Origin of the sequence: Longicatena caecimuris (assembly GCF_018406465.1) — a bacterium.
Lineage (GTDB): Bacteria > Bacillota_I > Bacilli_A > Erysipelotrichales > Erysipelotrichaceae > Longicatena > Longicatena caecimuris.
The window spans coordinates 549,345-568,760 of record NZ_AP024510.1; the positions used below are offsets into that span (position 1 = coordinate 549,345).

General features: G+C 38.8%; 17 protein-coding genes. 14 read left to right on the forward strand and 3 right to left on the reverse strand.

Going from position 1 to position 19,416, the window contains the following annotated elements:
* From KJS44_RS02680 to KJS44_RS02695, 4 genes are all read left to right on the forward strand, one after another.
* The gene (locus tag KJS44_RS02680) at positions 1–1,314 is read left to right on the forward strand and encodes a sensor histidine kinase (protein WP_008689944.1); all 1,314 of its coding nucleotides are present in this window, start codon (positions 1–3) and stop codon (positions 1,312–1,314) included.
* On the forward strand, positions 1,307–1,966 hold the full coding sequence (locus KJS44_RS02685; protein WP_008689942.1) for a response regulator transcription factor: 660 nt from the start codon (positions 1,307–1,309) through the stop codon (positions 1,964–1,966). The genes KJS44_RS02680 and KJS44_RS02685 overlap by 8 nt, the downstream gene beginning before the upstream one ends.
* Positions 1,963–3,267 carry an ABC transporter substrate-binding protein gene (locus KJS44_RS02690; RefSeq protein ID WP_008689940.1) on the forward strand — a complete coding sequence of 435 codons (1,305 nt, stop codon included), beginning with the start codon at positions 1,963–1,965 and terminating at the stop codon, positions 3,265–3,267. The genes KJS44_RS02685 and KJS44_RS02690 overlap by 4 nt, the downstream gene beginning before the upstream one ends.
* A gap of 549 nt (positions 3,268–3,816) precedes the next feature.
* On the forward strand, positions 3,817–5,178 hold the full coding sequence (locus KJS44_RS02695; protein ID WP_008689938.1) for a glycoside hydrolase family 3 protein: 1,362 nt from the start codon (positions 3,817–3,819) through the stop codon (positions 5,176–5,178).
* A 162-nt stretch (positions 5,179–5,340) separates the two neighbouring features.
* On the opposite strand, the gene KJS44_RS02700 is transcribed toward KJS44_RS02695, so the two are convergent.
* The 3 genes from KJS44_RS02700 to KJS44_RS02710 form a co-directional block, all read right to left on the reverse strand.
* Positions 5,341–6,735 carry a polysaccharide deacetylase gene (locus KJS44_RS02700; protein ID WP_008689936.1) on the reverse strand — a complete coding sequence of 465 codons (1,395 nt, stop codon included), beginning with the start codon at positions 6,733–6,735 and terminating at the stop codon, positions 5,341–5,343.
* A gap of 264 nt (positions 6,736–6,999) precedes the next feature.
* Positions 7,000–8,211: a tRNA guanosine(34) transglycosylase Tgt gene (gene tgt / locus KJS44_RS02705; RefSeq protein WP_008689935.1), complete on the reverse strand. Its 1,212-nt coding sequence runs from the start codon at positions 8,209–8,211 to the stop codon at positions 7,000–7,002.
* Positions 8,208–8,843: a queuosine precursor transporter gene (locus KJS44_RS02710; RefSeq protein WP_008689934.1), complete on the reverse strand. Its 636-nt coding sequence runs from the start codon at positions 8,841–8,843 to the stop codon at positions 8,208–8,210. Before KJS44_RS02710 ends, tgt begins: the two co-directional genes overlap by 4 nt.
* A gap of 265 nt (positions 8,844–9,108) precedes the next feature.
* Here KJS44_RS02710 and KJS44_RS02715 point away from each other — a divergent pair, with 265 nt between their 5' ends.
* The 10 genes from KJS44_RS02715 to KJS44_RS02760 all read left to right on the forward strand — a co-directional run bounded on the left by KJS44_RS02715 (position 9,109) and on the right by KJS44_RS02760 (position 19,243).
* Entirely contained in the window at positions 9,109–9,867 is a 759-nt protein-coding gene (locus KJS44_RS02715) for an SDR family NAD(P)-dependent oxidoreductase (RefSeq protein ID WP_008689933.1), read from the forward strand.
* A 287-nt stretch (positions 9,868–10,154) separates the two neighbouring features.
* Complete coding sequence (gene hemA / locus KJS44_RS02720; RefSeq protein ID WP_008689932.1) at positions 10,155–11,396, forward strand: glutamyl-tRNA reductase; 1,242 nt, start codon at positions 10,155–10,157, stop codon at positions 11,394–11,396.
* Positions 11,381–12,280, forward strand: a complete 900-nt coding sequence (gene hemC / locus KJS44_RS02725; RefSeq protein ID WP_008689931.1) for a hydroxymethylbilane synthase — start codon at positions 11,381–11,383, stop codon at positions 12,278–12,280. The genes hemA and hemC overlap by 16 nt, the downstream gene beginning before the upstream one ends.
* On the forward strand, positions 12,273–13,733 hold the full coding sequence (gene cobA / locus KJS44_RS02730) for a uroporphyrinogen-III C-methyltransferase (RefSeq protein ID WP_008689930.1): 1,461 nt from the start codon (positions 12,273–12,275) through the stop codon (positions 13,731–13,733). Before hemC ends, cobA begins: the two co-directional genes overlap by 8 nt.
* A gap of 3 nt (positions 13,734–13,736) precedes the next feature.
* The gene (gene hemB, locus KJS44_RS02735; protein WP_008689929.1) at positions 13,737–14,708 is read left to right on the forward strand and encodes a porphobilinogen synthase; all 972 of its coding nucleotides are present in this window, start codon (positions 13,737–13,739) and stop codon (positions 14,706–14,708) included.
* A gap of 2 nt (positions 14,709–14,710) precedes the next feature.
* On the forward strand, positions 14,711–16,006 hold the full coding sequence (gene hemL, locus KJS44_RS02740; protein ID WP_008689928.1) for a glutamate-1-semialdehyde 2,1-aminomutase: 1,296 nt from the start codon (positions 14,711–14,713) through the stop codon (positions 16,004–16,006).
* On the forward strand, positions 16,003–17,235 hold the full coding sequence (locus KJS44_RS02745) for a precorrin-2 dehydrogenase/sirohydrochlorin ferrochelatase family protein (protein WP_008689926.1): 1,233 nt from the start codon (positions 16,003–16,005) through the stop codon (positions 17,233–17,235). The genes hemL and KJS44_RS02745 overlap by 4 nt, the downstream gene beginning before the upstream one ends.
* Positions 17,236–17,449: 214 nt before the next feature.
* Positions 17,450–17,818 (forward strand): hypothetical protein, encoded by a 369-nt coding sequence (locus KJS44_RS02750; RefSeq protein ID WP_008689924.1) that lies wholly within the window; start codon positions 17,450–17,452, stop codon positions 17,816–17,818.
* Between the two features lie 64 nt (positions 17,819–17,882).
* Positions 17,883–18,656 carry a histidinol-phosphatase HisJ family protein gene (locus tag KJS44_RS02755; RefSeq protein ID WP_008689922.1) on the forward strand — a complete coding sequence of 258 codons (774 nt, stop codon included), beginning with the start codon at positions 17,883–17,885 and terminating at the stop codon, positions 18,654–18,656.
* Positions 18,657–18,694: 38 nt separating this feature from the next.
* Positions 18,695–19,243, forward strand: a complete 549-nt coding sequence (locus KJS44_RS02760) for a histidine phosphatase family protein (RefSeq protein ID WP_017144555.1) — start codon at positions 18,695–18,697, stop codon at positions 19,241–19,243.
* Positions 19,244–19,416 lie beyond the last annotated feature (173 nt).

The following is a 19,416-nucleotide window of genomic DNA, read 5'->3' on the forward strand; positions in this document are numbered from 1 at the left end:
ATGTTACGTAAACAACTTATGGAAAACAGACTGCGCTATACCTACTTCATCATGTGCTTTCTGAATTTCACGATGATTGTCTTTATCAGTTCGATTATTTATATCACAACCAAACGTATCTGTGATATGCAAGAGGCAAGGACCTTTTTATCGATGATTGATTATTTACCGAAAGATCCTATGCATAGTATGATCTTATCAATTACAGCCTTTGTGGCATTATTGATCGTGATGCGTCTGCGTTTAAAACTACATTTTGAAACATGGCAGCTGGTGCTTTGTTTTCTGGTTGAGTCAGGCTTATGTCTATTGATCATGGAACGACTATATTTCAGTTCCAATTCCATATTGTTGCTGATGATGGCTGATTTATTAACCTATATTACTTCCAATACCTATCGTTTCTTCTTTATGGTTGTATTGGTTACGTTTTATTTAGGTGCTAATTATGATTTCTTATCGGCTCGTGTTTCCATGACATCCTTCTATGATTATATCAACTGTTATAATTCCTTTGTCAAATCACTCTTATTAAGTGTTCAAAATACCCTAGCCAGTCTGAATATCATTGTTTTTATCATCTACATGGTCTTTCTGGTTCAAGATAAGATCAATGAAAACAAGCGTTTCTTAGCATTGAATGAAGAATTACAAAGCTTAAATGAACAACTGAAAGAATATGCCGATATACGTGAAAAAATGGGAGAAACAAGAGAACGAAATCGTTTAGCCAGAGAAATCCATGATACACTGGGGCATACTTTGACGGGGCTATCCGTTGGCTTAGATGCCTGTGTGCTGACCTGTGAACTGGATCCCAAAGCCACACGTAAGCAATTAAGTGTATTAAGTGAAACCGCCAGAAGAGGCTTAAAAGATGTTCGTCGCTCGGTTGATAAGCTGCGACCGGATGCCTTAGAACATTATACCTTGAAAGTGGCAATTGATAAGATGATCAAGGAATTTCAGGAAATTACGGATGTGACGATTCACTTTGTCTGTCATTTACCTAAGTTAACCTTTGATTCTGATGAAGAAGAAGTCATCTATCGTATTATTCAAGAGGGAATGACCAATGCGGTTCGCCATGGACATGCGACGAAAATATATATTTCTATCGCAAAGGAAGAAAACACGTTAATATTAATAATAGAAGATAATGGTATAGGATGTGAAAACATCAAACCAGACTTTGGTCTTCATCATATGCAGGAACGCATTGAGTTATTAAAAGGGAATATACGTTTTTATGGTTCCAGTGGGTTTATCATTATCGCTGAAATACCAATTCGGGAGGGTTTAGAATATGATTAAGATTTTAATTGCAGATGATCAGGAATTGATTCGTGAAAGCTTAAAAATCATCCTAAGTACCAATAATGAATTTGAAGTAATTGATACAGTAGGGAGTGGAAAAGAAGTAGTCGAAAGCATACGCCGTCATATACCGGACATTATTTTAATGGATGTTCGTATGCCGGATATGGATGGTGTGCAATGTACCAAATTTGTCAAAGAAGTATATCCTGAAATTAAGGTTATTGTATTAACGACATTTGATGATGATGAATATATTTTCTCGGCCTTAAAATATGGGGCAAGTGGTTATTTATTAAAAGGGGTATCTTTAGATGAATTGACCTCCGCAATTAAAACCGTTCTGCAAGGAGGAGCTATCTTTAATCCGAATGTTGCCAGCAAAGTGACCAAGATCTTTTCAGAAATGGCAAAAAACAATATCGTGGCAGAACGTATTCATGATGAAGACTTACCGAATTTAAGCGATACGGAATGGAAAATCATTCAACAAGTATCACAAGGACTTTCGAATAAAGAAATCGCTGAAATATTAAAATTCACAGAAGGTACGATACGCAATTATCTCAGTGTTATTTTGGATAAGCTGCAGCTGCGTGATCGTACACAACTGGCTATCTGGTATATCCATAGAGGAAAAGAAGCATGAAACGGAAGGTTATAGCCGTTGCGGCTGCCTTTTTGTTGATCGTGTCAATCTTATTATATATGACCTATCAGAAAAATAAGCCAATCACATTGACGTTTGGCATGTTTGCCGGCAGTAATTGGGATGTGCCCAATGGCGAAAGCTATAAGATCATTGATGAAGTTGTGGAACGCTTTGAACGTAAACATCCTAATGTAAAGGTAGAATATGTCAGTGGTCTACAGAAAAGTGATTACTCTGAATGGCTCTCGCAACAGGCTTTAAAAGGCAATTTACCTGATGTATTTATGATACGATCAAATGATTTATCTACATTTTCTGATATCGGCATCATGCAAAATTTGAACAGCTATATTCATAAGGATGATGCATTCGATAAAGCGGCATACTTTACACCATCCTATCAATCCGGAACTTATCAGAAGAAACAATATGCACTCCCTTATGAAAGTGTACCAACATTAATGTATGTCAATCGTACCTTGTTGGAAAAAGAAGGTATTTCTCTTCCATCAGATGACTGGACATGGGCCGATTTCTATGATATCTGCCGCAGGGTGACAAAAGATACGAATGAGGATGGCGCATTAGATCAGTTTGGTGTTTATGGTTATGGCTGGCAAAATGCAGTTGCCTCAAATGGAGCTACGGTATTTTATGCGGAAGGTACAAAAGCAACTTTAAGTGATGAGCGGGTATATGAGGCGATAGAATTCACCAGAAGATTAGAAGAACTAAATCAAGGCATGACACCAACGAGCGAAATGTTTGATAAGGGACAGGTTGTTTTCTGCCCTATGCGTTTTAGTGAATACCGCACATATAAACCCTATCCTTGGCGTGTCAAGAAATATAGCAGCTTTGAATGGGAATGCATCCCTATGCCAGCAGGGCCTCAAGGAGATAATGTATCGGAACTTGATACCTTGTTGATGGGAATGGCAAAAACCTCACAGCATAAAGACCTCGCATGGGAATTCTTAAAAATGTTATCCTATGATGAAACAACGCAGGAGGATATCTTTGCTTATTCACAAGGAGTTTCTGTACTAAAAGACATTACCAATTCAAAGACGGTAAGTCGTTATCTGCAAGAAGATACACCAGGAGAAAGTGCTTTTAAGCTAGATTTCTTCAATAAAACAATGGAACATGCTATACCAGTGAATAAATTTTCAGATTATGATCAGGCAATGTCTGTTGCGGATAGTGAAATACGACGTCTTTTATCCACGGATGAAGATATTAAAACAATGGTGAATACACTGCAAAGTAAACTGGATATTTTATTACAAAATTAATAGTATTTCTAACATCGTTCAAACTGTTGACTCCATATGCAAAGGAAAAGTCAGCAGTTTTATTATGCTAAAGTTATATAATTGAGATTACGTTATCTGACTATTAAACTTCTTATATACACACAGTATTTCTACATGTCAGCTTACGATTAAACTTTTGATAAACACGCAGTACTTCTATATGCTATCTTACGATTAAATTTTTGATAAACACGCAGTACTTCTATATGCTATTTTACTATTAAACTTTTAATAAACGTCCAGTACTTCTATATGCTATCTTACGATTAAACTTTCGATAAACACACAGTACTTCTATATGCTATCCTATAAGTTTTATTATCATCACACGACTTATGAACTGGTAGTTGCTTAGGATATGGTACCAAGGAAGAATGTGAAATTGGAAGAAGCAGATGTATATAACTATTAGAATGATGATTTATCCTGGGATAGGTCATCTTTTTTTGATGAAAAGATGTAAGAATTTTACTTTTGTAAAAAAGAGTACGCTATACTAATATCATAAATCTAATGGGAGGTAAGCTTATGCAAAAACGAATCTTATGTGGTTTATTTGCATGTGTGTTATTACTTGGTGGTTGTTCTACAAATACAAATGTTCATAAAAAAGAGCCAGAGAAGCAGAAAGATACAGAGAATAACAGTGAGGTTAATAAAACTTATGAATTTACAGGTGTTATTAAAGATCTGACATCCAATAGTATCATGGTGAAGAATCAAGATGAAGAAAAGCGATTTGATCGTGAACAAATGAAGATGGAAGGTACGGATACGTTGTTACTGGATGAAGAAGTAAGTATTACTTACCGAAAAGAAAAAGAGCATTTGATTGCTCTTCAATGTGTCGTGAAGAAGGTCGCAAAGCAACAGGAAGAAAAAACCGAAAAAGAAGTGGCTATCGATAAGATTATTGCCTCTATGAGTATCGAAGAAAAAGTCGGACAGATTTTCTTTGTCCGCTGTCCAGACATGTATTCTATAGAGGATGTGGATACATATCATTTAGGCGGATATATTTTATTCGACAGAGATTTCAAAGATCAAAACTATCAAGATGTTGTGGCAAAGCTCACCGCTTATCAGAAAGAAGCAAAAGTTCCTTTGTTAATCGGGGTTGATGAAGAAGGGGGAACTGTGAATCGGGTGAGTACTTATTTTCGTGAAGTTCCATTTTGGTCACCACAGGATTTATATCAAGAAGGTGGTATGCCGCTGATTATTTCTGATACTAAGGAAAAGGCAGAATTATTAAAAGGCATGGGCATTAATGTGAATTTAGCACCAGTGGCAGATGTTTCGACACATACAGAGGATTTTATATATGCACGATCTTTCGGCAAGAACGCACATGAAACAGCGAACTATGTGAAAACCGTAGTTCATACGATGAAGAAGAATCACATTGGTTCTTGTTTAAAGCATTTTCCTGGCTATGGAAACAATGTGGATACGCACACCGGTATAGCAATTGATAAACGTTCTATGGCAACTTTTGAAAATAGTGATTTTATCCCTTTTAGCGCCGGGATACAGGCAGGTGCAGATAGTGTTTTAGTTTCCCATAATATTGTAAAGTGCATGGATGCTAAACATCCGGCATCGTTATCTGCAAAGGTCCATAGGATATTACGTGAGCAGCTGAAATTTCAAGGCGTTATAATGAGCGATGATCTGGCTATGGATGCAATTACGCAATATAGTGATGATGCTAGTGTGGCCGTAAGTGCTGTCAAAGCAGGTAATGATTTATTAATTTGCAGTAATTATCGCGTACAGTTGCCGGCCGTTCTAGAAGCAGTGAAAAAGAAAGAAATTCAGGAAGAGCAGATTGATGCCTCCCTGCGTCGTATTTTAAAGTGGAAATATGACTTAGGTTTATTGTCATAAACGATACGTAAAAAAGCAACTCATCTTGGTTTATTATCATAAATGATACGTAAAAAGCATCTCATCATGTAGAATTCCCATTGATAGTTACAGGGAATGATACGATAAGATGCTTTTTTAACTATATGATTACTAATAAGCTACTAAGGTATTACTATAGAATCAATTATTAATGCCATGGTGAAATCCAGAAACACTACTATCTACGGTTTTAAAGGTATAGCCAAGGGATTGATAATATTCAATGATCGCAGGTAAGGCTTCTACACTTGCTTGGGATCCTGGATGATCATGCGTTAGCATCATCAATGGAGATGCCCCGCCATAAGATGTTGCCTCTTGAATCAAAGATGCACTCGGCAAAGCCGAATTTCCATCGCCGCTGCTGGAATTCCAATCATAATATTGATAGCCTCTTTCTTGAACTGCTTTTGCTAAGCGTGTCATTAACCCGGGGACGTTTGAAGAAACCGTGTTACTACTGCCTCCAGGGAAGCGGATAATGTTTGGTGTCAAGCCGGTTTGTTGTTTCACAACATCACTTATGTTTTGTAAATCTTTAAAATAAGCGGATTCGCTAGCATAAAGAGCTCCATAATCATGTGAATAGGTATGTAGTCCAATGGCATGGCCTTTTTGATATGCTGTTTTGATATAGCCAAGATAGGAAGGGCATTGCGCTGTAACAAAAAAGGTCGCTTTTACATGATAACGGTCTAATATTTCCAATACCTTTGGTGTGTTTGCACTAGGTCCATCATCAATTGTTAAATAGATGATTTTTCCAGATGTTTTTTCTTGCACGATGACGGTACGATTTATTTCTGTCTTATTACCGGCTTTGTCTATTGCCTGATACGTTATGCTATAACGTCCGGGTTGTTTTGCGTCAAAGTTATTTTTATTTATGGTAAAGTTAATCTTACCATCACGATCATCAATTGCTTCTACGCCTTTTTTGAAGTCAGGCTTCTCACCTTTTTGGATGGTCATATCTAAAATTCCGGTAAAAACAGGTGGCTGTGTATCTTTTTTTAGAATATTTGCAACAGCCTTTACCGTTGTCTGGTTTTTTCCTTCATCTTCGACGATGATTTGAACGGTTTGTTTGCCAAGTTTTGTAAAGGAATATGCTTTTGCAAAACGAGCTGTTGTTTTCGTAGCATCATCAATTTTTTGAATAAAATCCTCAGGTGCTACCTTATCACCGATGCTTATTTTTTGATCTTGCGCTACTACAACAGGTGGTTTGCTGTCTTTTACGATATAATCAAGGGTGAATGTATGACCATCTATAGTATAGGTTATTTGATGATTGCCAAGTTTTGTCGTGTCGATGTTTGTTTCTACATGTACATCCTGAAGTGAACCATGATCGATCTTTTTGATGAAAGCTTTAGCAGAATAGGTTTCTTTCACTTCCAGGGTTATCGGGTTCTGCGTAAAGTGAATACGTGGCATACTGAACCATATATAGCCGGCAACGGATAGAACAATGATTAGTAAAGCACAAAGAAGAATGCACAGGTAACGTTTTTTCTTTAAAGTATTTTTCATTTTTTCACTCTTTTCCTTACCATTATAGCATAGCATGGTTTTATGGTGAAAATTAGGAAGAAATTATAACAATAGTAAGTATTCTTTAATAATATGATGATATAAAAAAGGAAATTGTTTCGGTTTTTCATAAAATAGCTTTCTTTTATCTTGTTTTTGCTTTTCTAGTTAAGGTGCCTAATTTTTATACACCTATCGAATAACCTTGCACATGATTTTTAGGCAGTAAAAAAGACAATCGTATCTTAGGATACAACTGTCTGTTTATCTGTGGTAGTAGTTCTTTAAAAAGTTTTCTTTAAATTCGGCATATGTACCATCCAGAATCGCTTGGCGTGCTTGCTCTGTTAAGCGAATGATGAAACGCAGGTTATGCATCGATGCCAGATTATAATATGTATGCTTGTCTTCTTGTTTTTCTGATTTCATGAGGGCTCTTAACTGTCCGCGTGTCCAACCTGCTTTACATACCGGACAATCACAGCCTTCATCCAATAGTTCTTCACTATCCGCAAATTTTGATAAGCTATAATATCCATGGGTCGTATAGATCCTGCCATGTCTTGCTTCACGTGTTGGGGCAACACAATCAAAAGTATCGGCCCCCATTTCTACGCCAATGAGAATATCGTCCGGATGGGATAAGCCAAGCAAATGACGAGGCTTATTTTCTGGTAATTCTTCACAGCACCAGGTCAGAATTTCACCTAAACTTTCTTTTAGAAAAGCACCGCCCAGACCATAACCGTCAAAATCCATCTTGGCAAACTTTTGTGCGGTAGAACGTCGTAAATCTTCCCAACGTCCACCTTGTAAAACACCATAAAGCGATTGACGATAGCCTAAATCATCTCGGTGTTTTTTATGTTCTGCTAAACTGCGCAGTGCCCAGCGTTCCGTTCGTGCTAAAGCTTCGACGTTATATTCATAACTATCTGCCAGTGAAGTTAATTCATCATAAGCCATATGAATATCAGCACCGATGCGACATTGAATTTGCATGGATTCCTCTGGACCGATAAAATCATCCTGATCAGTGAAAGGATCATGAAACTGTACCCCATCTTCACTTACGATAGCTAAACGATCCTTAGGATCAGTATTGATAACCTCTTTTTCTCGATCCATACTGACGACTTTTCCTAAACCGGAGCCTAAGGACATAACCTGAAATCCTCCAGAATCGGTCAAAGTAGGTCCATTCCATCCAGACCATGCGGCCAATCCTTTCTGTGCTTGGATTTCTTCTGAAACATTGCGCAGATGATATCCATTGCTCAGCATTGCCTGTGCCTGAATAGCATGCAAATCCTGCATGGATAAAAACCGGACTTCACCCTTTGTGCCGACGCACATGAAAGCAGGTGTCTTAATATCTCCATGCGGTGTGTGAATGATACCTGCTCTTCCTAGTTTTCCAGGTATCTTTTTGACGATTTCAAAGCTAAATGTATTGTTGTTTTTGTATTCTGTCATTCTATCATTCTTCCTTTTAAACTTTTTGCGATGATGGCCTCAGCTGGGGAGAAGATAACTTCAAAGCTGATGCCGAGTACATAAGCAAATATCGCTTGTGCCAGAAATTCATGGAACGGCAGGACACCCAGAAACGCGATTGTTTCAAAGATGAAGGCATCCAGGATATGAGCAAATGCAGAAGAGCCTAACGCTCTGGCAATAAAACTTTTGGCAAATATGCCATCGTGATTCTTTAACTTCATGAAGATAACGTTATTCAATAGATTGCTGCAAACATATGCGAGCAGCGAACCAAGAATGATTCGTGGTGTAAAGCCGAATACACTGGCATATGCATTCTGCATGTTCCAACCATCATATGCCGGTAAAGCAATGACGATATAAAATACGATGATGGCTAGAATATTGATAAGAAAACCAGCTACAATAATATTTTTGGCAATCTTTTTTCCATAGAATTCCACAATCAAATCACCTATGATATAAGTGAGTGGAAAGACAACGACACCTCCATCAACAGCAATACCAAAAAAATTCCATAGCTTTATAGCGGCTAGATTAGATATCAGCAAGGTACTCACGGATATCGTAGCGAAGTAAAGTAAAAGCTTTTGTTTAAAATTTGGCATGGTGATATTATAACATAAATCAGTGAGAATGGAACCTACAGGAAGCAGACGGGTTACATGGTTAATAGGATTCTTTGTTTGGATTGTTTGAAAAACGGTATAAGGGCAATATCTGATACATATCCTATGAATAGGATCATCGTTATGCCATAGCTATACAATGGTTATCTTTTGTCTTTATTTTTGCATAGGAGTTGTGTTTTGTTTGTGATAGAAAAGGTTATATGCTATAGTTTGGTTATAAAATAAGGGAGGTTTTATACCTATGGATCAATTTACATCATTAAGAGAAAAAGTAGTTATCGTAACCGGAGGTACACGTGGTATTGGTTTTGAAACGGTGCGTAGTTTTTTACAAAATGGCGCAAAGGTCGCAATGCTGGGATCACGTCAAGAAACGGTAGATCATGCAATGGCATTGCTGATGGAAGAGGATCATACGTATCCTGTTAAAGGCTATCATCCTGATCTGCATGATGTTGAGGCAGTACAGGCTATGTTAAAGGATGTTACAGAAAAGTTTGGCAGTGTGGATATCTTGGTGAATAATGCAGGTGTATCTGATGCTACCTCTATTTATGCCTATGATGATGATCATTTTCTGGATGTCTTAAAAATTAATGTTGATGCAGTATTTCGTTTATCACGTTTAGTTGCACCGGTTATGAAGGAAAAAGGAAAAGGTGTGATTATCAATGTCAGCTCCATGGTATCGCTTTATGGACAGCGTTCGGGCAGTGCTTATCCAACGAGTAAGTTTGCCGTGAATGGAATGACGAAATCCTTAGCCAGAGAGTTAGGCAAAGATGGCATACGTGTGAATGCCGTTGCTCCCGGCATTACAAGTACCGATATGGTAAAGGCGTTAGATCAGACAATCATTCAGGCGATGGCTGCCAATGTCCCATTACAACGTTTAGGCGAACCGCAAGATATTGCCGATGCGATATTGTTTTTGGCCAGTGATATGGCATCCTATATCACAGGTGCTGTATTATCCGTTGATGGTGGATTTGTCGGATAAGGATTACGGATTTTATACGCAGGCACTCTTTTTTAGATAAAGAAAGAGTGCTTTTTTTACCTGTTTCCTTTGTTTCTGCATTATTCCTTTATCTTTGACCATATCGGCGAATTAGGGTGCTTAATTTGGGCTATCTTTTAGGTCTTTGTTTTTTCGCAGAGAACATAAAAAGCTACACCTGTAGCATAAGATATTTTTATGGATGCTTCATAAGAATTTATGGATGCCCTCTTTCATTGAATATCACATTCAATTTTATTATAATGTAGAAAGCGAGGTGTAAACATATGAAGTTTGGTGTAATCGGTATCAGTTATCAAAAAACCTCCATTCAAAAACGTGAAGGGGCATCCTTTAGCGATACGCAAAAATTACAGCTTTATGATGAACTACTAGATAGCAAAATCCTACAAGCAATGAGTGTGACAACATGCAACCGCAGTGAGTTGTATATTGTCTATGAAGAAAAGCAACAGCTGCATCAGGCGATCACCTTATTTGTGAAGATGGCGAAAACCATTGCTCGTGAAGATGTCTTTGTTAAAACGGGAAAAGAAGCCCTACTATATTTGTTTGAAGTATGTGGGGGCTATCATTCTATGATCCTTGGAGAAGATCAGATTCTTGGGCAAATGAAAACAGCATATGCATTTGCCAATCAGGCAGGAGCATGTCGCAAAGAGCTGCATCGCATCTTACAAACTTGCTTTTCCTGCATCAAACAAATAAAACAGACATATCGCATCAGCGAAATATCCACATCGATTGCTTATCTTGCCTATACATATTTAACACAGCAAACAACGTTGCAAGGGAAGAAAATTCTATTGATCGGAAGTGGGGAAATGGCACAGCTGATGCTTATGTATCTTAAGGATGTAAAAGCGGATCTTTGGCTATGTAGTCGTACCTTAGCTCATGCATCAAAATTACAGGAAGGAAAGGAAAAGCTGCCGATTGTACCTTTTGAAGAACGATATTCTTGTATTAAGGATTGTGATATGATCATTTCAGCAACGGCAAGTCCGCATGTCATCATTAAAAAAGAAGCGTATCCTCTCACAGAGAAAGAACAATATCTCATGGATCTGGCTTCTCCCAGGGATATTGATGAGACCATAAAAGATGAAAATCATCATCTCTGTAATCTAGATGATTTGCAAATCATCGCTGATAAGCATAGCAAAGAACGGCAAAAAAGAATGCGCCTGGCCTATGGGGATATGGTACAGCGTGTGGATTCTTTAATGGAATGGCTGTGCCATGTACAGGTTGACAAAGCGATAGCTTCTTTACAAACATACAGCAAACAACAGGCACAACATACGTATGAATTATTAAAACAGAAATTATCTTTACAGCCACATGAGGAACGCATGATGAAGAAAGTGCTGGAAACTTCTTTTTTGCGTATGGTAAAAGAACCGATTCTTTCCTTAAAACAGCTGCAGGAAGAAGATCAGGAACAATATGCGGCAATGGTAGAGCAGCTATTCTTAAAGGAGGATGACATATGCGATATATCATAGGAACCAGAGGCAGTGCCTTAGCCCTTGCCCAAAGTGAACAAGTTCGCACTTTATTACAAAACACCTATCCCCAGCATAGTTTCACGTTACAGATCATTGCCACAAAGGGGGATCTTCAACAGCATGTGGCATTAGATCAAATGGATGCCAAGGGCATTTTTGTGAAGGAAATAGAAGAAGCTTTGTTAGCAGGAAAGATTCATATGGCAGTACATAGTTTAAAGGACATGCCAACCCAATTACCCAAAGGATTATGTTTTACTAAAACGCTTCTTCGCGAAGATGCACGAGATGTTTTTATATCCCGTACCAAGACAGCGTTTCATGAATTAGGACCTCAGGCGAAAATTGGCACTGGCAGTAAACGCCGTAAGGTACAACTAATGAAACTGCGTCCGGATATATCTGTTGTGGGGATACGGGGGAATGTGGATACCAGATTGAGAAAAATGGAAGAACAGCAGCTTGATGGCATCGTTTTAGCAGCCGCAGGCTTAAAACGTTTGCAAGTACAAGGAATTTCTTATGAATATTTCCCCTACACATCTATGATACCGGCTTGTGGACAAGGGGCTTTGGCCATTGAGGTCAAAGAACAAGATGCCACGCTTTTAACCATGATCAATGCTTTGGCGAATACACATATTGATCAGGAAATTCAAATAGAACGCACCTTTTTACAGGCAATCGATGGGGGATGTCATACGCCGGTTGGTGCGCATTGCAAAATCACGGAAAAGGAAATCGTGTTTGATGCTCTTTATGGAAATGAGGATTGTAGTAAGATGTGTGATCTACATTGGAGGCGTCCTTTAACAGACGCACAGCAGCTTCCCTTTGAAGCAGCGAAGTATTTGATAAAGGCGGTGCAATCACATGAATAAAGTATATCTGGTTGGGGCAGGATGTGGTGATCCTGCATTATTAAGTTTAAAAGGAAAGGCTTGTATAGAAGAGGCAGATTGTATTCTATATGATCGCTTAATTGATCCTTCCTTATTATCCTATGCCAAAGCAGATTGTAAGCTAATTTACGTGGGGAAAGAGAACCATAAGCATACGATGCCGCAAGCGATGATTCAAAAACTGCTTGTAGATGCTGGGAGAACCTATCCTGTTACGGTACGTCTAAAAGGCGGAGATCCTTATGTATTTGGCAGAGGGGCAGAAGAAGGTCTGGCATTAGCACAGGCAGGTATTGCTTTTGAGGTTGTTTGCGGTATTTCTTCTGCTATCGGTGGTTTGGCATATGCCGGGATTCCGGTTACTCATCGAGGATATACCAATGGGTTTCGCGTATATACCGCACATTCACAAAAAGATGTCCTTGCCGATTTAAACTTTGCGGAGCTAGCCAAAACAAAGGATACGCTGATTTTTTTGATGGGCTTGCGCTCAGCCATGCAGCTTGTGGAAAAATTATTGGCATGTGGTATGGAGAAGGCTACGCCAATGGCCATATGTTCGCATGTCAGTATGCCTAGCCAAAAGGTGTTAACGACCACATTGGCAGAACTGCATCAAAAAGACATTGATACCTTATCTTCTCCTGCCATCATTGTGATTGGTGAGGTAGTTAAACTAAGAGAAAAGCTTTGTTTCTATGAACAAAAACCATTATTTCAAAAGCGCTATCTGCTAGTCAAGGTACAGAAAGAAGAACATCAAGCAGCAAAGCTATTACGCGAGCAAGGAGCATGGTGCGAGGAAGTACAATGTGGGTATTGTAAAGCGATAGCACATACATGGACAAAAGAAGCATTCCAATCTTTTACCCATGTCGTGTTTACTAGTGCGCAGGTGGTGCATATCCTCATGAAACAGCTGCAGGAGGCAGGTTTTGACAGTCGTATTCTTTATCAGTGTAAACTTTGTGTCATGGGAAAAGGAACCAAAAAGGCTTTGGCACAATATGGCTTATGTGCCGATCTGATGCCAAACATTCATGACAGTAAACATATGGCAGAGCTTTTAACAGCATCTGTTCAAAAACAGGATCATATCCTACTGCCAAAAGCTGTAAATGGAAATACGTATTTGCAAAAGACATTAGAAACACAATGTAAGGTAAGTTATGTGCCTTTATATACGATAGAAGAGCTGCCCCATTCAATACAAGATGAGGATTATGATGGCGTTTTAATGACGTGTCCTTTTAGTGTTCAGCAATATGCAAAGCAGACAAAGCAACGTAAGCAAATGGTGTATGCAATGGGAGAAAGAACAAAACAGGCATTGATAAAAGAAGGATTCACCTCCATTACGACATTGAAACATGCGGAAATGGAAGAATTTGTGAAAGCCATTTTACACCATGAAAAGAAAGGAAGGGACTAGAGCATGTATCGAGGTCGAAGATTAAGAAAAAACAGTGTCATCCGTGATATGATGAAAGAAACCAGATTGTCAGCAAAGGAGCTTGTTTATCCGCTTTTTGTGACGGAACAGCCAGATGTCAAACAGGTAATTCCAGCAATGCCGGGTGTGTATCATTATTCATTGGATCATTTGCATGAGATTTTAGATGAGATGGTAGAAACGGGTGTTTTATCCTGTATCTTGTTTGGTATTCCTTTACATAAGGATGCCTGTGGCAGCAGTGCATATGCACAAGATGGCATCATCCAGAAAGCGATTGCTTATATTAAACAAGAATATCCAATGCTTTATGTCATTGCGGATGTCTGCATGTGTGAGTATACAGATCATGGACACTGTGGCATCTTATGTGAAGATGGTCATGTAGATAATGATGTAACCTTAACCTATTTAAATAAGATTGCCTTAAGTTATGCAGCTGCTGGTGTTGATATGGTTGCGCCAAGTGATATGATGGATGGTCACATTGCATCTATTCGAGAATGTTTGGATGCACATGGCTATCAAGAAGTTGCGATTATGGGGTATAGTGCCAAGTATGCTTCTTCGTATTATGGACCATTTCGCGAAGCTGCACATTCTGCCCCAAGCTTTGGTGATCGCCGCAGCTATCAGATGGATTATGCCAATCAAGAAGAGGCAATGCGTGAGATAGCAGCAGATATTGAAGAGGGTGCAGATGTCATCATGGTGAAACCGGCTTTGGCCTATTTGGATATCGTAAAGATGGCCAAGCAACAGTTTGCGACACCTTTATGTGTATATAATGTCAGTGGAGAATATAGCATGTTGAAGTTGGCTGTAGCGCAAGGCTTAGTAAAGGAAGAAGTTATTTATGAAACCATGCTAGCCTTTAAGCGGGCAGGTGCAGATATTATCATCACCTATTTTGCTTTGGATATTGCAAAGCAACTTCGTAAAGGAGAGTGCTGAGCATGAACCATCAAAAGAGTGAGGCCTTGTTTGCCAAAGCTTGCCGCTATATACCGGGTGGTGTGAATTCCCCGGTGAGAGCTTTTGCGAATGTAAAAGAAATACCCTTGTTTGTAGATCATGCAGATGGTGCGTATCTATATGATGTTGATGGAAATGCCTATTTAGATTTTATCTGCTCCTGGGGGCCGATGATTTTAGGACATAATCATCCCTTATTGGTAAATGGTATGGAAGAGGTCATGTGCAAGGGAATCAGCTATGGCTTATGTACACCGGATGAGGAACATCTGGCAAAACTTATCTGTGATGCGTATCGTGGTATGGATATGGTACGTATGGTGAATTCGGGTACAGAAGCAACCATGTCTGCCATTCGCGTAGCCAGAGGCTATACCAAGCGCAATAAGATTATTAAGTTTGAAGGGTGTTATCACGGGCACAGTGATTGTCTGTTAGTGAAATCCGGCTCCGGTGCTTTAACCTTTGGCACGCCGACGAGTCCCGGTGTTCCTGAGGATATGGTAAAACATACACTGGTGTGCCGTTATAATGATCTGGCTTCCGTTAAAGAAGTGATGGAACAATATCCTGATGATATTGCGGCTGTCATCATTGAACCGGTTGCCGGTAATATGGGAGTCGTTGGCGCGAACGCTTCTTTTTTAGAAGGCTTACGGGCACTATGTGATGAATATCACAGTGTTTTGATCTTTGATGAAGTCATTACCGGTTTTCGTTTGGCATATGGAGGAGCTGCCCAATATTATGGAATTACTCCGGATATGGCATGCTTCGGTAAGATCATAGGTGCCGGCCTTCCGGTAGGAGCCTATGGAGGAAAAAAGGAAATTATGTCTTGTGTATCTCCATGTGGTCCTATCTATCAGGCAGGTACATTATCGGGGAATCCTTTGGCAATGCATCTGGGCACGCTATTATTAGACTATTTAAAAACACATCCACACCTATACACAGAGTTAGCAGATAAGGGACATTATCTGAAAACAGGTATAGAAAAATTGTTACAGGAAAAAGGATTACCTTTCCAAGTGCACCAATGCGGTTCTTTACTAACGCTGTTTTTTACAGATACAGCAATATCTTCTTATGATGAAGTGAAAACATGCTCGCAGGATATGTTTACCACATATTTTCATACCTTGTATGAAGAAGGCATCTTACTTGCGCCTTCTCCTTATGAGGCCATGTTCTTATCCGATGCACATACCAAAGAACAATTAGATTATGTACTAGATAAGATAGCACTTGCGTTAGATAAGGTCAAACGTCTATGAGCCTTTGTGTACAACTAGAGTTGAAAAATCGTAAGGTATTGATTGTCGGAGGCGGCCATGTGGCATTAAGAAAAACAAAATTATTTTTGCGCGAAGGTGCTAAGGTAACCATCGTTGCATCAGATATCTTAAAGGAACTGTATGCTTTGGCACAATGTCATAAGCGTGCATTTACACAAGATGATGTTCTTGATGCTTTTTTGGTGGTGGCAGCAAGCAATGATGCTGAGGTGAATGGAAAAGTGCGTCAGGCTGCCCAACAGGCAAATGTCTTATTTATGAATGTGGAAGCTGATTCGCAAAGTGATGTACATGCCATGTCTTATATAGAGGATGCTTATTATGCTCTTGCCTTCACTACCAAAGGGAATTCCCCTTGCTATGCAAAACAGGTCTTAGAATCGTTTAATGCACAGCTTAAACAACATCATGTACCATATCTTAAAGCTTTAAAGACGCTGCGCGCAGCCATTTTGCGACATGTCAAAGATGGTGTGAAAAAGCATGCATTATTAGAGGAGTTGATGACGATGGAGCTACCTTTGCTACAATTTTTAGCAAAGGCTTATCTGCAACAAAGGGCATGTGTCTTGGTGTATCATGGTGTGACAGGGGAAAAAGCTCAAGAAGAAATCGCGTTGCTGCTACAAGAACTATCTTTACATCAGCCAGCCATGGCTTTTGGTTATGCTTATCTTTCAAAGCGAATTTTATCGCAGGTAAACGATGAGCGAACAGCAGTATTTTCTTGTAGAAAGCTACTTGCTTTCTTGCAGGATGTATCAATACCGGTACAGGTGGTTCCTATGTTTTTGCAGGAAGGGCACTTTTATGAAGAAGCAAAGCAACTTGCATATGAATACCATGCTTCCATCTTACCCTTACCTTATGCAACAAAAGATAAACTACATGCATTACTTCAGCATTTGTATGACACTTATCATAAAGAAGGTACAAAATTGCTTATCACTTTTCATGCCAGTGAGGATTCACACTTCGAAAAACGCTGTCACGCCATTTGTGCAGAAATGAAGGATATGACTTGTTGCGATGAGAAGCAAAGCAAACAATTAGAAGAAACGATTCAAAGCTATCCATTATATATGTTATATGGTAAGCATGCTTCGGCTGCCAGCACGAAACGGATATCCTGTATGAGTGATAAAATTTTACGTAAACAGTTGTTTGATCATATCATGAGCATGTTGCAAGAGAAAGCTACAACTTAACCATTTATGGTTTGTCATGAGAATTGCATATCCTTTTGATGATAATGGAATAAAAACGCATCAATTCATTTAAAATTCAAGAAACTCCTCTTGTCGGAATACTATTTCTATTGTATAGTAAACATAGCAAAAGATTTTTTATAAGATGTGAATAACCTATGCAAAAGGCTGCATAGTATATAGTAAATCATAAGAATATTGGAGGAGTTTTTTCATGAAATTAAAACACGATCATATGTTGGCACAATTGTGTCATTTTGGTTTCCGCTGTGAGGAGAAGACAGCGGATGGTTTTCTGCGCTATTCCAGACGTATTGGCGATCTTTTAATTACGGTTGCGAATGGTCAATTTGAAAATAAGATTCGTCTTTCTATGCTGGAAGATAAGGAAGGACATATCCGTACCTCTTATCATGATTTGCATGCTTACACGGATTTAATAGGGGCATTGGCACAAGCCGGTATGCTTTTGGAAGAAAGCTATGTCTTGCATCATCATGAAGAAGATCATGCCACTGTTTATGATATGCATGAGAATCCATTAATTGCATTTCCTAAGAAACCAGAAGGGTTTATGATCTAAACAAAGGGTTTGCAATCTCTTTTTATTAACAGTATAATGATGGAAATAAAAAGGGGTGAGCATTATGATTGATGGACATACACATTTAGAAAATGGGCCATTGACACCTGATTACTGTATGGAATTTATCGAGGCAGCAGTGGCAAAAGGGATAGATACTTTGCATATACTGGATCATACACATCGCTTTATTGAATTTGCGCCGATGTATGAACCCTTAAAGAAGGCCGATCCCAGACAAAAAGCATGGTTTGAAAAAAAACAGTTAGAGCCTTTACAAACCTACTTTGATTTAATCGCTGAAATGAAGTCAAAACAGCTTCCTATTGAAGTAAAATTTGGCTTAGAGGTTTGTTATGCTCCCAGGGATAAAGCATTTTTAAAAGATTTGTTACAACAATATCCCTACGATTTTCTGATTGGAAGCATTCATTCCATTGATGGTTTATTGTATGATATGGAAGCATTTTCCCGGGAAATATTATGGGATAAATACGATACAAACGCGATTTATCAGCGATATTATGAAATTATGGAAGATATGATATGCAGTGGTTTATTTACGCAAATCGGACATCCCGACCAGTTAAAGTTATTCCATTATACACCTACGATGGATATGACACCGATATATGAGCGGATTGCTGCTTTAGCAAAACGCTACCATGTTCAGATGGAAAATAATACAGGTATTTATTATCGCTATCATCATGAGGATATGGGGACGAATGCTGCTTTCCTTAACATTTTGAAGCAACATGGTGTGGACATCATAACTGCCAGTGATGCACATCGTAGTGAACATGTGGGGATGTATATAAAAGAAATAAGTGAATGAGCCTTTCCATAGGGCTCTTTTCTCTGGAAAGGATGTATATGAGTTTATATTTTGTAAGACATGGTCAAACCGATTGGAATCAGCAAGGGAAATTGCAGGGAAGAAGCGATATTCCTTTAAATGCTATCGGTATTCAACAGGCAAAAGATACGAGCAGGTTACTAAAAGATGTATCTATTGAAAAGATTTTTTGTAGTCCGTTAACGCGGGCCATGCAGACAGCGGCCATTTTGCAGGAAGTCACAAAGTGCGATATCGTATATGATGACCGTTTAAAAGAGCGCTGCTTCGGTGATTTGGAAGGTAAGAAGATGAATACCATCACAACATACCTTTGGGATTTCCAAGCATTACCTTGCCCGCATGCAGAAGCAATGGATGCTTTCTTTCAACGTGTGCAGGAGTTTCTAAAAGAAATTACCACAGATCTTAGGACACATGATTATTTGATCGTAGCTCATGGAGGTGTATATCTGCCGGTACATGAATATTTTAAAGGATTACAACGTGAACAAGATCTGATGAAGATTGTGCCTAAGAATTGCACCCTAACTAAATTTGATGCATCACTCAGTATTCTTGTTTAATATTGTAAGGATGTTTTAATTGCCAATGAACCTATGCAATCGCATTGGTTTTTTATTACGATTGTATAAACATCCTTTCTGCAAGAGCAAATGTGCAATGGATACAAATGAATCTATCACAATAATGGTAGTTCACAGAAAGGCTTTCTGGTGTTATACTTACCAATGTTGGG

Bases quoted from the DNA above. Each gene is read 5' to 3' on its own strand.
- KJS44_RS02680 (WP_008689944.1), top strand. From the start codon at position 1: ATGTTACGTAAACAACTTATGGAAAACAGACTGCGCTATACCTACTTC.
- KJS44_RS02685 (WP_008689942.1), top strand. From the start codon at position 1,307: ATGATTAAGATTTTAATTGCAGATGATCAGGAATTGATTCGTGAAAGC.
- KJS44_RS02690 (WP_008689940.1), top strand. From the start codon at position 1,963: ATGAAACGGAAGGTTATAGCCGTTGCGGCTGCCTTTTTGTTGATCGTG.
- KJS44_RS02695 (WP_008689938.1), top strand. From the start codon at position 3,817: ATGCAAAAACGAATCTTATGTGGTTTATTTGCATGTGTGTTATTACTT.
- KJS44_RS02700 (WP_008689936.1), bottom strand. From the start codon at position 6,735: ATGAAAAATACTTTAAAGAAAAAACGTTACCTGTGCATTCTTCTTTGT.
- tgt (WP_008689935.1), bottom strand. From the start codon at position 8,211: ATGACAGAATACAAAAACAACAATACATTTAGCTTTGAAATCGTCAAA.
- KJS44_RS02710 (WP_008689934.1), bottom strand. From the start codon at position 8,843: ATGCCAAATTTTAAACAAAAGCTTTTACTTTACTTCGCTACGATATCC.
- KJS44_RS02715 (WP_008689933.1), top strand. From the start codon at position 9,109: ATGGATCAATTTACATCATTAAGAGAAAAAGTAGTTATCGTAACCGGA.
- hemA (WP_008689932.1), top strand. From the start codon at position 10,155: ATGAAGTTTGGTGTAATCGGTATCAGTTATCAAAAAACCTCCATTCAA.
- hemC (WP_008689931.1), top strand. From the start codon at position 11,381: ATGCGATATATCATAGGAACCAGAGGCAGTGCCTTAGCCCTTGCCCAA.
- cobA (WP_008689930.1), top strand. From the start codon at position 12,273: ATGAATAAAGTATATCTGGTTGGGGCAGGATGTGGTGATCCTGCATTA.
- hemB (WP_008689929.1), top strand. From the start codon at position 13,737: ATGTATCGAGGTCGAAGATTAAGAAAAAACAGTGTCATCCGTGATATG.
- hemL (WP_008689928.1), top strand. From the start codon at position 14,711: ATGAACCATCAAAAGAGTGAGGCCTTGTTTGCCAAAGCTTGCCGCTAT.
- KJS44_RS02745 (WP_008689926.1), top strand. From the start codon at position 16,003: ATGAGCCTTTGTGTACAACTAGAGTTGAAAAATCGTAAGGTATTGATT.
- KJS44_RS02750 (WP_008689924.1), top strand. From the start codon at position 17,450: ATGAAATTAAAACACGATCATATGTTGGCACAATTGTGTCATTTTGGT.
- KJS44_RS02755 (WP_008689922.1), top strand. From the start codon at position 17,883: ATGATTGATGGACATACACATTTAGAAAATGGGCCATTGACACCTGAT.
- KJS44_RS02760 (WP_017144555.1), top strand. From the start codon at position 18,695: ATGAGTTTATATTTTGTAAGACATGGTCAAACCGATTGGAATCAGCAA.